General features: G+C 42.5%; 12 protein-coding genes and 1 other annotated feature. All 12 genes read left to right on the top strand.

What is annotated here, in order from left to right; all coding sequences use genetic code 11:
* The first annotated feature begins 118 nt into the window (after positions 1-118).
* The 12 genes from pdhA to HNR41_RS02125 all read left to right on the top strand — a co-directional run bounded on the left by pdhA (position 119) and on the right by HNR41_RS02125 (position 14,803).
* Entirely contained in the window at positions 119-1,225 is a 1,107-nt protein-coding gene (pdhA, locus tag HNR41_RS02070; protein ID WP_184281230.1) for a pyruvate dehydrogenase (acetyl-transferring) E1 component subunit alpha, read from the top strand.
* A gap of 2 nt (positions 1,226-1,227) precedes the next feature.
* Complete coding sequence (locus HNR41_RS02075; RefSeq protein ID WP_184281233.1) at positions 1,228-2,205, top strand: alpha-ketoacid dehydrogenase subunit beta; 978 nt, start codon at positions 1,228-1,230, stop codon at positions 2,203-2,205.
* 25 nt (positions 2,206-2,230) lie between these two features.
* The gene (locus HNR41_RS02080) at positions 2,231-3,568 is read left to right on the top strand and encodes a dihydrolipoamide acetyltransferase family protein (protein WP_184281235.1); all 1,338 of its coding nucleotides are present in this window, start codon (positions 2,231-2,233) and stop codon (positions 3,566-3,568) included.
* A gap of 4 nt (positions 3,569-3,572) precedes the next feature.
* Complete coding sequence (gene lpdA, locus HNR41_RS02085) at positions 3,573-4,979, top strand: dihydrolipoyl dehydrogenase (protein WP_184281237.1); 1,407 nt, start codon at positions 3,573-3,575, stop codon at positions 4,977-4,979.
* 65 nt (positions 4,980-5,044) lie between these two features.
* Entirely contained in the window at positions 5,045-5,320 is a 276-nt protein-coding gene (locus HNR41_RS02090) for a UPF0223 family protein (RefSeq protein ID WP_184281239.1), read from the top strand.
* Between the two features lie 192 nt (positions 5,321-5,512).
* Positions 5,513-6,367 (top strand): DUF4064 domain-containing protein, encoded by an 855-nt coding sequence (locus HNR41_RS02095; protein ID WP_184281241.1) that lies wholly within the window; start codon positions 5,513-5,515, stop codon positions 6,365-6,367.
* A 243-nt stretch (positions 6,368-6,610) separates the two neighbouring features.
* The gene (locus HNR41_RS02100) at positions 6,611-7,606 is read left to right on the top strand and encodes a bile acid:sodium symporter family protein (RefSeq protein WP_184281243.1); all 996 of its coding nucleotides are present in this window, start codon (positions 6,611-6,613) and stop codon (positions 7,604-7,606) included.
* A 24-nt stretch (positions 7,607-7,630) separates the two neighbouring features.
* Positions 7,631-9,343 carry a dihydroxy-acid dehydratase gene (gene ilvD, locus HNR41_RS02105; RefSeq protein ID WP_184281245.1) on the top strand — a complete coding sequence of 571 codons (1,713 nt, stop codon included), beginning with the start codon at positions 7,631-7,633 and terminating at the stop codon, positions 9,341-9,343.
* A gap of 281 nt (positions 9,344-9,624) precedes the next feature.
* Positions 9,625-9,863 (top strand) — a binding site (T-box leader).
* Positions 9,864-9,936: 73 nt separating this feature from the next.
* Positions 9,937-11,667 (top strand): biosynthetic-type acetolactate synthase large subunit, encoded by a 1,731-nt coding sequence (gene ilvB, locus HNR41_RS02110; protein WP_184281247.1) that lies wholly within the window; start codon positions 9,937-9,939, stop codon positions 11,665-11,667.
* A complete protein-coding gene (gene ilvN, locus HNR41_RS02115; RefSeq protein WP_184281249.1) occupies positions 11,655-12,170 on the top strand; it encodes an acetolactate synthase small subunit in 516 nt (171 codons plus the stop codon). Before ilvB ends, ilvN begins: the two co-directional genes overlap by 13 nt.
* Positions 12,171-12,208: 38 nt before the next feature.
* Entirely contained in the window at positions 12,209-13,207 is a 999-nt protein-coding gene (gene ilvC / locus HNR41_RS02120) for a ketol-acid reductoisomerase (RefSeq protein WP_184281251.1), read from the top strand.
* A 39-nt stretch (positions 13,208-13,246) separates the two neighbouring features.
* A complete protein-coding gene (locus HNR41_RS02125) occupies positions 13,247-14,803 on the top strand; it encodes a 2-isopropylmalate synthase (protein WP_184282831.1) in 1,557 nt (518 codons plus the stop codon).
* Positions 14,804-14,818: the final 15 nt, after the last annotated feature.

Genomic DNA, 14,818 nt, shown 5'->3' on the forward strand with positions numbered 1-14,818 from the left:
AACGCTGACATAACAAGGCTGTTCCAAACTGTTATACCTACACTTAGTTTACTGTTAGAACAGTAGTATGATAAAATAAAGTTAATTACAAACAAATTAGAAGGGATTGTGAACACACATGGCAGCAAATAAAAAATTGAATCCGGTTGATGTTCTTTCTGAAATCGAAGCGAAATTTGAAATGCTTCAGGTTCTGAATGAAAAGGGCGAAATCGTCAATAAAGACATGGATCCAAAATTATCTGATGAGGAACTCGTTGAATTAATGACGAGAATGGTTTGGACAAGAGTATTAGATGAGCGTTCGACGGCACTTAACCGCCAGGGACGTCTTGGATTCTATGCTCCGACAGCAGGTCAGGAAGCATCGCAGATTGCGAGTCACTACGCATTATCTGAAGGGGATTATGTACTTCCGGGTTACCGTGACGTACCACAGCTTATCTGGCACGGTCTTCCACTGACTAAAGCATTCCTGTTCTCACGCGGACACTATAAGGGAAACCAGTTCCCGGAAGGCGTTAACGCACTAAGCCCGCAAATTATTATCGGTGCGCAGTACGTACAAAACGCCGGTGTTGCACTTGGAATTAAAAAACGCGGTAAGGAAAACGTAGCAATTACGTACACTGGAGACGGCGGTACTTCACAAGGGGACTTCTATGAAGGAATTAACTTTGCAGGAGCTTACAATGCACCGGCAATCTTTGTTATCCAGAACAACAACTACGCAATTTCAACACCGAGAGAATTACAGAGTAAAGCTGCAACACTTGCTCAAAAAGCAGTAGCAGCCGGAATCCCCGGTGTTGTAGTAGATGGTATGGACCCGCTTGCAGTTTACAAAGTAACTAAAGATGCACGTGACCGTGCAATTGCAGGAGACGGTCCGACACTGATTGAAACAATGTGCTACCGTTACGGACCGCACACAATGGCAGGGGACGACCCAACACGCTACAGAACTTCTGATGAAGATACTGACTGGGAGAAAAAAGATCCGATTGTACGCTTCCGTACTTATTTAGAAGGCAAAAAATTATGGTCTAAAGAAAAAGAAGAAGAAATTATCGAACAGGCTAAAGATGATGTGAAGGCTGCACTTAAAGAAGCTGACGCAACAGAAAAACAATCAGTAACTGAACTGATGGATCTAATGTACGATGTAAAACCATCTAACTTAGAAGAGCAGTATGAGTACTATAAAGGAAAGGAGTCTAAATAATTATGGCACAAATGACGATGATTCAAGCTATTACTAATGCTATGGCGACAGAACTTAAAAATGATGAGAACGTTCTTGTTTTTGGTGAGGACGTTGGTGTTAACGGCGGGGTATTCCGTGCAACAGAAGGTTTGCAGGAAGAATTCGGCGTTGACCGCGTATTTGATACTCCGCTTGCAGAAAGCGGCCTGGTGTCATTAGGTTTAGGCTTAACTTTAGAAGACTACCGTCCGGTAGTTGAAATACAGTTCTTCGGTTTCCTATTTGAAGCGATGGATGGTATTGCAGGACAGATTGCACGTCACAGAGTTCGTTCAGGTGCATCTAAATCAGCTCCAATCGTTATCCGCGCACCTTTCGGCGGTGGTGTTAACACTCCGGAACTTCACGCAGACTCACTGGAAGGTCTGATGGCTCAGACTCCAGGTTTACGTGTGGTAATCCCGTCAAACCCTGTAGATGCAAAAGGACTGTTAATTGCAGCGATCCGTTCAAACGATCCTGTTATTTTCCTTGAGCACATGAAGTTATACCGCTCATTCCGTGAAGATGTTCCTGAAGAGGACTACGAAGTGGAAATCGGTAAAGCAAGTGTTAAACAGGAAGGTACTGACATTACTCTAATCGCATACGGCGCTATGGTTCAGGAAGCAATGAAAGCTGCTGAAGAACTAGCTAAAGAAGATGTGAGTGCAGAAGTTATCGACCTTCGTACTGTTTCACCTGTTGATTACGACACGTTAATCGAATCTGTTAAGAAAACTAACAGAGCAGTAGTTATCCAGGAAGCACAGCGCCAGGCTGGTGTAGCAGCAAACGTAGTATCTGAATTATCAGAGCGCGCGATTCTGCACCTTGAAGCACCGATTAAACGCGTTACTGCACCGGACACAGTATATCCGTTCACTCAGGCTGAAAGCGTCTGGTTACCGAACAAAGATGATATCATTGAACGTGCAAAAGAAGTGCTGGATTTCTAGAGTCTAATAAATAGGAGGAATAGTTATGGCATTTGAATTTAAACTCCCGGACATCGGTGAAGGAATTCACGAAGGGGAAATCGCAAAATGGTTAGTAGCTGAAGGCGATAAAATTAACGAAGATGATGTATTGGTAGAAATTCAAAACGATAAAGCAGTCGTAGAAATCCCGTCTCCTGTAGATGGAACTGTTTCTAAGATTCATATCGAAGAAGGCGAAGTTACTACTGTCGGTACGACAATTGTAACGATCGATGACGGCAGTGAAGATTCCGGTTCTGAAGAGAAAACCTCAGAAAAACCTGAAGAGAAAGCTGAAAAAACTTCAGAAAAACCTGTGGATGATGCAGCAAAACCTGCAGATGAAGAGAAGGCTTCTGAAGAAACTCCAAATAAAGAAGACAAAAAAGCAGATACAGATGCATCAGACAGCGATAAAATAGTTATTGCGATGCCTTCTGTACGTAAATTTGCACGCGAAAATGATGTTAATATTAAAGAGGTTACAGGCACTGGTAAAAACGGCCGTATCCTTAAAGAAGATATCGAGAACTTCGGGAAAGAATCTGCTGAACCAAAAGCGGCTGTATCAGAATCAGCCGAAGAAACAACAGAATCAGCAGCATCTGCGAAGAAAGCTCCTGCTAAACAGGCAACCGGCGATCTTGAGACACGCGAGAAGATGAGCGGAATGAGAAAAGCAATTGCGAAAGCGATGGTTAACTCTAAACACACGTCTCCTCACGTGACACATATCGACGAAGTTGAAGTTGATGCACTGTGGGATCACCGCAAGAAGTTCAAAGAAATTGCAGCAGAGCAGGGTGTTAAACTGACATTCCTTCCTTACGTTGTTAAAGCTCTTGTATCCGCACTTAAGAAATACCCTGAATTAAACACTTCAATTGACGAAGAAACATTTGAAGTCATTCAGAAACATTACTATAATGTAGGTATTGCGGCAGATACTGAAAAAGGTTTAGTAGTACCTGTTGTAAAAGATGCTGACAAGCTTTCAATGTTCGAAATTTCTGATGAAATTAACGAATTAGCTACAAAAGCGCGTGACGGCAAACTTTCATCTGAAGAGATGAAGGGCGGCTCAGTAACAATTTCCAATCTTGGTTCTGCAGGCGGTAAGTGGTTCACACCAGTTATCAATCAGCCTGAAGTAGCTATTTTAGGAATTGGACGTATTGAAGAGCAGGCTGTCGTAAGAGACGGGGAAGTTGTCGCGGCACGTGTTCTCGCACTATCACTAAGTTACGACCATAGACAAATCGATGGCGCAACAGCTCAAAATGCTTTAAATCACATTAAGCGACTGCTTAATAATCCGGATTTATTATTAATGGAGGGGTAGTAAAATGGTAGTTGGAGATTTTCCTATTGAAACAGATACAATTGTAATTGGAGCAGGTCCCGGCGGATATGTCGCTGCGATTCGTGCTGCACAGCTTGGCCAAAGTGTAACACTTGTAGAAAAAGGCAACGTCGGAGGAGTCTGCTTAAACGTTGGGTGTATCCCGTCGAAAGCAATGATTTCATCTGCACACCGTTACCAGGAAGCACAAAACTCTGAAGACATGGGTGTTATTACTGAAGGCGTAAAATTAGACTTCACAAAAGTTCAGGAGTTTAAAGACAGCGTAGTAAACAAACTTGTCGGCGGTGTTGACATGCTCTTAAAAGGTAACAAAGTCAACGTTGTTAAAGGCGAAGCTTACTTTGTAGACAGCAACAAATTAAAAGTTATGGATGATAAGCAGTCACAAACTTACGAGTTTAAAAATGCAATCATCGCAACAGGTTCACGTCCGATTGAAATCCCAGGATTCAAATTCGGCGGCCGTATCTTAGACTCTACGGGTGCATTGGCACTTGAAGAAGCTCCTGAGAAACTTATCGTTATCGGCGGCGGATACATCGGTACTGAGCTGGGGTCGGCATATGCCAACTTCGGTACAGAAGTGACGATTCTTGAAGGAACTGCTGATATTTTAGGCGGTTTCGAAAAACAGATGACTCAGCTTGTTAAGAAAAACCTTAAATCTAAAAATGCAACGATTGTTACTAAAGCAATGGCTAAGTCTGCAGAAGAAACAGACAACGGTGTTAAAGTAACTTACGAAGCTAAGGACGAAACTCATGAAGTTGAAGCTGACTACGTACTTGTTACTGTAGGCCGCAGACCAAACACTGATGAGCTGGGTCTTGAAGAGCTGGGAATTAAAATGACTGACCGCGGATTAATTGAAGTTGATAAGCAGTCACGTTCAAGCATTTCCAACATCTATGCTATCGGTGATATCGTTGACGGTCTTCCACTTGCTCACAAAGCAAGCTACGAAGGTAAAGTTGCTGCTGAAGCAATTGCGGGCGAAAAATCAGAAGTTGATTACATCGCTATGCCGGCAGTATGTTTCACTGAGCCTGAACTGGCTACAGTGGGTTACAATGAGAAACAAGCTAAAGATAAAGGTCTTGAAGTTGTTACAGGCAAGTTCCCGTTCCAGGCTAACGGCCGTGCACTTGGACTTAACAAAACAGATGGTTTTGTTAAAGTTGTAGCGCGTAAAGAAGATGGACTTGTTATCGGTGCTCAAATTGCAGGTAACGGAGCTTCAGATATTATTTCTGAACTTGGTCTTGCAGTTGAAACTGGTATGACGCTTGAAGATATCGCATTAACAATTCACGCACATCCTACATTAGGTGAAATTCCTATGGAAGCAGCTGAAGTTGCTTTAGGACGTCCAATTCACTCAATGTAAATTTATAAATTTTAAAGGTCAGGGTTAATTACTCTGGCCTTTATTTTATTTGGAGGTAAAATATAATGAACAATGAATACTCTTATCCGCTTGATTACGATTGGAGCACTGATGAAATTCTGCATGTAATGTCTTTCTACCAGGCAGTTGAAATCGGCTACGAAGAAGGCATTCTTGCAGGAAAGTTTGAAGAAGCATATAAAGATTTTAAAGTAATAGTACCTTCAAAATCGGAAGAGAAAACACTTTTCAAAGAATATGAAAAGGTCAGCGGCAACGTACCTTATCTGCTGATCAAACAGCTTAAGGATGCAGAACCATCCGACATAATTAAGCCTTAATAATTTGTCATACTGTAATAGCATTGCATATAATAAATTGAATTATTGCAGGATATTTATCGTTCCGGCGTACCCGCTTCCCAGGATACCAAATGACCGGGCACTTGAACTGTTCTGTAATTTTAAATTTCACTTGATTAAAGAAGGTTCAGGGTGGGTATTAATCACTAAAGACAAATTAGGAGGATTATTATGGCAAAAGAGTACACACAGACAGTAAAACCTGTCAGCCGTATTGCTGAAAGAATTTTCGGCTGGCTTGGCTGGCTTCTACTGCTGGCATTTACAGCAGGAATATTGTTTTTCTCATTAGTTACTATGAACGACCCGGCAACAATTGAAAACGTAACAACACAAATGGAAGCAGAACTTTCTACAATGAATCTGCAGGGTGCGGATCCGCAGGCAGTAATTGATTCGACAATTGGATTACTGGGCAATTTCTGGATGATCGCATTATATCTTGTACTACCTTTAATTACAGCAATTATCGGGTTACTGAATATGCGCCGCAGAATTTTATCAGGAATACTGTTACTGCTTGCAGCAATTCTAGCAGCACCGTTAATAATCACTTTAATTTCATCACTGTTCTTCGTTATTGCAGCAATTCTGCTCTTTGCACGTAAAGACCTTGTAGTTAAAAACGAGAATCCGGCAGATGCTCATCCGCACGGAGAACGAAATGACTTCGATGCAGGTGATGATGAGTACCGTCAGGAACGAAATCACAGAACTGATGAACGCCGTGCAGCTGTACCGGCTGACGATGATGTTAAAGTTCACGAGAGAAGAGATCCTGAATACGGTTATAACGAAAAAGTTAATAATGAAGATATTGAAAGTACACGCAAGTTCAGCCGTATTGACGAAGACGATGTGAATACTGCTGATCACAACATCGACTCACAAAATATTAATCGTCCGGTAACTGACGATGAGTATAACCGTAACAGCGGTGTTGAGCCGGATGAATTAAATGAAATTGACAGAGAAGATCCTGCGCGTACGAGAAGAGATAACGTAGACCGCAGAAACCGTAAATAAGAAAGTAACTGACCGGAAGAGATAAAACCTCTTCCGGTTTTTTGTTTTGTAAAATTTTACACATAATTATTAATAGGGAATGTAAACGATAACAACATAATGAATTCAATACTTGCAGCTGTTTATATCTATTATAAGTTATCAGAATTTATGAAATAATCAAATATTCATGTTCTAAAAACTGAATATTTCTGTTATGATACCTGTTATAACTAAATAAGAAGTGAAAGTGGAGTGGTTAATGTGAGAGCTTTAATCAAATTAAGTACATTTATCGGTAATACGTTTGCTGTCTGGGTTATTTTATTTGCAGCATTGGCTTTTGCTCTGCCCGGAGGTTTTACGTGGATTTCTCCATACATAAATCTGCTGCTTGGAATTATTATGTTCGGCATGGGCCTGACTTTAAAATTTAATGATTTTAAACAAGTAGTAAAGGCTCCGAAAGAAGTTATTACACTTGTAGTCGCTCAATATACAATTATGCCGCTGTTGGCAGTAGGACTGGTATTCCTGTTCCAGCTGCCGCCTGAAATTGCCATTGGTGTTATTCTGGTCGGCTGTTCCCCGGGAGGAACGTCCAGTAACGTTATGACATTCCTTGCTAAAGGGAATATGGCTTTGTCAGTTACGGCAACATCGGTAACGACTTTACTCGCACCGATTGTTACACCGGCGCTCACACTTTTATTGGCCAGTGCATGGCTGCCGGTATCATTCTCGGCAATGTTTATTTCAATTATCCAGATTGTACTTATACCGATTGCACTGGGTGTTGGCGTTCAGTACCTGCTGGGTTCCAAAGTGGAACAGGCAGTAGGTATACTGCCATTAATTTCAGTACTCGGGATTATCGGTGTAATCACTGCGGTAGTATCGAATAACGTTGAAAATATCCTGACATCAGGATTACTTATTTTTGCAGTTGTTATTCTCCATAATTTACTGGGTTATTTAACAGGATTTCTGCTTGGAAAAGTTTTACGATTTGATCTGAAAAACACGAAAACTTTATCGATTGAAGTCGGAATGCAGAACTCAGGTCTTGCAGCAACACTTGCGGCAACACATTTCTCGCCAATTGCAGCGGTACCCGGTGCACTGTTCAGTGTATGGCACAATATTTCCGGTTCACTTGCAGCAAACTGGATGAGTAAAATTGGAACTGATAAAAAATTAACCGAAGAAGATATAGAAACAGTTAAACAGCATAAAGAAGTAAAACATTCAGAAGTTTAAAAGATTAAAAAGGCGGGGTCTACTATGACAGAGAAAAAAGATATAAGAATTCGTTCACATGTATATGATGATATTGGATTAAAAGCACCAAACAGAGCAATGCTGAGAGCAGTCGGTTTTGACGACGGGAGCTTTAAGAAACCGCAAATCGGGGTTGTCAGCAACTGGGCTGAAACAACGCCGTGTAACGTTCACTTAAATGATCTTGCACAGTTTGCCAAAGCAGGTGTGTCTGAAGCGGGCGGGGTACCGGTTCAATTTAATACGATTACTGTTGCAGACGGTATTGCAATGGGAACTCCGGGCATGCGTTTCTCACTGCCTTCACGGGATATTATTGCAGATTCAATTGAGACTATGGTTCAGGGTCAGAACTTCGACTCATTTGTAGCAATCGGCGGATGTGATAAAAACATGCCGGGCTGTGCAATCGCAATTGCAAATATTAATGTTCCGGCTGTTTTCGTTTACGGCGGAACTATTGCACCGGGCCGTCACAACGGTCAGGATATCGATCTCGTATCAGTGTTCGAAGGTGTCGGTAAATGGAACAACGGGGATATCGATGATGCAGAGCTGAAAAGAATAGAATGTGCAGGGTGTCCAGGACCGGGCGCATGCGGCGGTATGTATACGGCAAACACGATGGCTGCAGCAATCGAAGCAATGGGGCTCAGTCTCCCGGGATCAGCTTCAAATCCGGCAGTAACAAAAGAAAAAGAACAGGATGTATATGAAGCAGGTAAAGCTGTGTTAAATCTTCTTGAAAAAGAAATTTATCCGAAAGATATATTAACGAGAGAAGCTTTTGAGAATGCGATTACTGTTGTACTTGCACTTGGCGGTTCGACAAACGCTATTCTTCATCTTCTTGCAATTGCACATGCAGCAGAAGTCGAACTGACAATTGATGACTTTAACGACTTCCAGGAAAAAGTACCACATCTTGCTGATCTTAAGCCATCCGGTAAATACGTTTTCCAGGACCTGTTTAATGTCGGCGGTGTACAGGGTGTGATGAAGTATCTTTATGAAAAAGGGTATATTCACGGCGACTGCCTGACAGTAACAGGCAGAACGATTGCTGAAAACCTGGAAGAAGTTGAACATCTAAAAGACGGTCAGGATGTTATCCTGCCGCTTGAGAATCCAAAACGTGCCGATGGCCCGTTAATCGTTCTTAAAGGGAACCTGGCGCCGGAAGGCGCAGTAGCAAAAGTATCGGGTGTTAAAGTACGCCGTCATGTCGGCGAAGCGAAAGTATTCGATAATGAGCAGGAAGCGATTGAAGCAGTAATGGCAAACGATATCGTTAAAGGTGACGTCGTTATCGTCCGCTATGTTGGTCCTAAAGGCGGACCGGGAATGCCGGAAATGCTTTCGTTATCGAGCTTAATTGTCGGTAAAGGACTCGGAGAAGATGTTGCACTGTTAACAGACGGCCGTTTCAGCGGCGGAACCCACGGACTTGTAGTGGGGCATATTGCTCCGGAAGCACAGGACGGAGGCAACGTGGCATTAATTAAGACAGGAGATATCGTAACGATCGATCAGGATACGAAAGAACTGTCGTTTAATGTTTCTGATGAAGTGCTTGAAGAACGACGCAAAGATTTAGTGCTGCCGCCTCTTCACACTAAAGGTGTGCTTGGTAAATATGCACATATCGTATCTTCATCTTCTAAAGGTGCAATTACAGATTTCTTTAACCGCGACGATCTTCCGGGAAGAAACTAGAAATTTAAATAAGTATAAAAAATTAAATCCGTACGTGGAACTTATCTTAATAAGTGACGTACGGATTTTCTTGTTTTTCATCAAATTTACAATGGAGTAAAAAGTAACTAAAACCTTTTATTTTTATTAATGCGGACACATCAACATTGTAAACGATTACATTATCAGAAATATTAGACTATTTAAAATAATTAACTTTTTGCTGTTGCTTTTGTTTAATAGACGCGGTATTATACATTCATTAAGAAATTTAAATAATCAAACAATTCAAATAGTCAGAACTTAAAGCGTTGAAGGGAACTTCGATACTGCATTACATTTTTCAGAGACCGAGTGGCTGGTGTGAACTCGGAATGCAGCAGTAGAGAATCTCATCCCTGAGTGCCCGGCTGAAAAGAAGTAGGCAGGGACGGGTTAAAACTCGTTACTAATTTTAACTGGTTATGCCAGTTACAGAGGCATGCACAGGAATGTGTATGCAAATTTGGGTGGTACCGTGAAAGCTCCTTTCTCCCCATTGATCACTACTATAGTGATCTTTGAGAGAAGAGGGCTTTTTTTATTTTAAGTTTATGCTATAAGGAGGAAATATTATGAAGGTTGAAGTTGAATACTCACAGGAAGTTATTGCGAATATAAAAACAGGTGCTGACTTATTAGTAGAGGCATTGGCAGAACATGAAGTAGACACTGTCTTCGGTTACCCGGGCGGTGCAGTTCTTCCGATTTATGATGCGCTCTACCGTCATGAGAGTTCATTCAAACACATTCTTTGTAGACATGAACAGGGCTTAATCCACGCAGCAGAAGGATATGCAAGAGTAAGCGGCAAACCGGGAGTTGTTATTGCAACAAGCGGACCGGGTGCAACGAACTTAATTACAGGCATTACCGATGCGATGATGGATTCACTGCCGATTGTAGCATTTACGGGTCAGGTATCTTCCAAAGTAATCGGGACAGACGCTTTCCAGGAAGCAGACATCATAGGGTTAACAACACCGATTACAAAACATAACTATCAGGTAACAGATGTAAGAGATTTAAAACGAATCGTAAAAGAAGCATTTCATATAGCTTCTACAGGACGGCCGGGTCCGGTCGTTGTAGATATTCCAAAAAACATCTCGGAAGCAATTGCAGAAGAAGAAACAGATGATGCAATCCGTCTTCCGGGTTACCAGCCGACAACGAAACCGAACCCGCTGCAGATCAACCGGCTGCTTGAAGCACTGCAGCAAGCAGAACGCCCGGTTGTCTTAACCGGTGCAGGTATTCAGTTTGCAAAAGCTTCAGAAGAACTTCGTCAATTCGTTAAAAAGTATGATCTCCCGGTAGTTTCAACACTGCTGGGTCTTGGGACATTTAATGCAGACGATAAAAACTTCCTGGGCATGGCCGGAATGCACGGTACGTACGCAGCGAATATGGCAATTCATGATGCTGACCTGCTGATCAATATCGGCGCCCGGTTCGATGACAGACTGACAGGTAAAATTCCGGATTTCGCTCCGCATGCCAGAGTCGCACATATAGATATAGACCCGGCAGAAATCGGTAAGAACGTTGAAACACAAATACCGGTCGTTGCGGATGCGAAAGAAGCACTGGAACTTTTAAATGCAGGACAATGTGATATGAAAGTAATCGATCTCTGGAGACATAAAACACAGGCTGATAAAGAACAGAATCCGCTGTGGTATGAACGCAGTGAAGATTTAATATCACCGCAGTGGTTAATCGAGCAGGTGTATGAAGCAACTGACGGTGAAGCAATAGTAACGACAGATGTCGGTCAGCATCAGATGTGGAGTGCACAGTTCTACAAATTTAATCAGCCGAATCACTTTGTTACATCGGGCGGTCTTGGAACGATGGGCTTCGGACTTCCGGCAGCAATTGGTGCACAGCTTGCATTCCCGGAAAAAACAGTGGTTGCTGTTGTCGGTGACGGCGGGTTCCAGATGACAATGCAGGAACTTGCAACACTGAAACAGTACAATCTGCCGGTGAAAGTAGTTATCGTCAATAATGAAGCACTTGGCATGGTAAGACAGTGGCAGGAGAAGTTCTACGACGAACGCTACTCGGAATCACTGATGCAGACGAACCCTGATTTTGTAAAACTGGGTGAAAGCTTCGGCGTTAAATCATTCAGATTTACAAGGGAAGAAGAAGTTTCGGATGAAATGAGAGCAGCACTGGCGTCTGATGAACCGGTACTGATCGACGCGAGAGTTGTAAAACTTGATTTAGTGTATCCGATGGTCCCGGCAGGCAAAGGCAATCACGAAATGATAGGAGTGAGAAAATGCAGCGAGTAATTACATTAACAGTACAAAATTCAAGCGGTGTTCTGAACAGAGTTACAGGGATGCTGGCCAAACGCGGTTTTAACATTGAGAGTATTACAGTCGGGGCATCGGAAACTCCGGGGATATCGAAGATGACAATCGTCGTTGATATTGCAAACGATAAAAGCTCAGAGCAGCTGACCAAACAGCTGCATAAACAAATCGATATACTGAAAGTCGATGATATTACCGATTCGAAAATTGTTTCGAGAGAGCTTGCCCTGATTAAAGTCGGGGCGAACAATACATCGAGAAGCGAGATTCAAAGTATTATTGAACCGTTCAGAGCACGGGTGCTCGATGTTTCAAAAAACTCACTCATTATAGAAGTAACCGGGAAGCCGGATAAGGTGGATGCGTTAATCGAACTGCTTACACCATACGGACTGAAAGACTTATCCCGTACAGGAGTTACAGCATTCAGGCGCGGACAGCAAAAGAACATTCAGGATTTAAAAACACTTAGTGTTTAAAAATAAAAATATATATATAAAAAGGGAGAAATTAAATTATGGCTAAAGTTTATTATGACAAAGATATCAACACAGCGAGCTTACAGGGGAAAACAGTAGCAATCGTAGGATACGGTTCGCAGGGACATGCACATGCACAAAACTTAAGAGACTCGGGCCATAATGTAATCGTCGGTCTTCGTAAAGGTAAATCATTTGATAAAGCGAAAGAGGAAGGCTTTGATGTAAGAACGGTCGGCGAAGCAGTTAAAGATGCTGACGTAACGATGGTATTACTGCCGGATGAAGGGCAGCCGAAAGTGTATGAAGCAGAAATTAAAGACAACTTAAAAGAAAACAGTGCATTAGCTTTTGCACACGGCTTTAATGTTCACTTTAATCAGATTGTACCTCCGGAAAATGTTGACGTATTCCTGGTTGCTCCTAAAGGACCGGGACACCTGGTACGCCGGACGTATCAGGAAGAAGCGGGTGTACCTGCTTTATACGGTGTATTCCAGGATGTAACTGGAAACGCATCGGACGTTGCTAAAGCTTATGCTCAGGGAATTGGTGCTGCACGTGCCGGAGTTCTCGAAACATCATTCCAGGAAGAAACAGAAACTGATCTGTTCGGAGAACAGGCTGTATTATGCGGAGGGCTGACTTCATTAGTTAAAGCAGGCTTTGAAACATTAACTGAAGCGGGCTATCAGCCGGAAGTTGCATACTTCGAATGTCTCCATGAATTAAAACTTATCGTGGACTTAATGTATGAAGGCGGAATGGAAAATATGCGCTATTCGATTTCAGATACAGCACAGTGGGGTGACTTTGTCAGCGGACCGCGTGTAATTAACGAAGAAACAAAAGCGCGCATGGGCGAAGTCCTGACAGAAATCCAGAACGGCCAGTTTGCTAAAGGATGGATTCTTGAAAACCAGGCAGGTCGTCCGCAGTATAACGCAATCAACAACAGCGAATACAACCACCCGATTACGGCAGTTGGACAGGAATTAAGAGATTTAATGCCATTTGTACAAAACCCGATCAGATAAAACAATAAAACTGAAGAGAGGAAGGTCAATATGACTGATATAACTGATATTAAAATTTTTGATACTACGCTGAGAGATGGTGAGCAGTCACCCGGAGTGAACTTAAACAGGCAGGAAAAACTGGAAATTGCAAAACAGCTCGAGCGACTCGGCGTTGACGTTATAGAAGCAGGCTTTCCTGCATCTTCAGAAGGTGACTTCCAGGCAGTAAAACTCATTGCAGATACTATCAAAAAGTCATCGGTAACGGCACTTGCAAGAACAAAAAAACACGATATTGACCGTGCTTACGAAGCACTCCAAAATACACCAAGTCCAAGAATTCATATTTTCCTGGCGACGAGTCCGATTCATCGTGAATACAAACTGAAGATGAATAAACAGCAGGTAATCGACACGTCGGTGGAAATGGTGAAGTATTCAAAAACGCTCTTTAATGAAGTCGAATGGTCAGCAGAAGATGCATCACGCACTGAACTGCCGTTCCTCGCTGAGATTATCGAAGCGGTCATTGATGCAGGTGCAACTATTATAAACCTGCCTGATACAGTCGGTTTTACAACACCGAAAGAATACGGTGAGATGTTTAAATACGTCTCGGAAAATGTCCCGAATATTCAAGAAGCGATTCTGTCGACACATTGTCATGATGATCTTGGAATGGCAGTGGCAAACTCAATAGCAGGCATCGAAAATGGAGCGACACAAATAGAATGTTCCATTAATGGTATCGGTGAGCGTGCAGGAAATGCGGCACTCGAAGAAATTGCAGTGGCACTTCATATTCGCGGTGACTTTTATCCGTATACCACTAACTTAAATCTTCAGGAAATTAAACGTTCAAGTGATGTCGTTGCTAAGCTGACAGGCATGGCAGTGCAGCCGAACAAAGCAATTATCGGCCGCAACGCTTATGCTCATGAATCAGGAATTCATCAGGACGGCATGCTGAAAAATGCGGAAACTTATGAAATTATTTCTCCGGCACTTGTCGGGGTTTCGGCAGACTCGGCAGATACGCTGTTCCTCGGCAAACACTCAGGACGTCATGCATTTAAAGATAAAGTGAAATCATTTAATGTCGAATTGACGGATGAAGAGCTGTCTGCTGCATTTAAAAACTTTAAAGCACTGACAGATCATAAAAAAGAAGTTACAGACGATGATATTTACTCAATCATTATGGAAATCAAAACAGATGCATCGAATATTGAACGCTACGTTCTTGAAAACTTCCATGTTAATTACGAACAGGATGGTCAGACGAAAGCGCATATCGATGCAGTTACACCGGCAGGCAGACAGGTTTCTCATGAAGTGACAGGTTCAGGAAGTGTTGAAGCATTGTATAAAGCAATTCAGGAAATACTTTCTGAAACGACGAACTTACTCGACTACCAGCTGAGCTCGGTCGGCGGAGGGAAAGATGCTCTTGCAGAATCGCGTGTGCAGCTTAATATTAACGGACAGCAATTTTCCGGCCGGGGCACAGCTCAGGATGTGCTTGCAGCATCGGCGAATGCATATATTAACGCAGTCAACCGTTATCTGATGAGTGAACAGGCAGTAACACCTGCAGTCAGCGTAAATGCATAAAGGGGAGAAACGGCA

The sequence above is a fragment of the Jeotgalicoccus coquinae genome, assembly GCF_014207425.1.
Taxonomy (GTDB): Bacteria; Bacillota; Bacilli; order Staphylococcales; family Salinicoccaceae; genus Jeotgalicoccus; species Jeotgalicoccus coquinae.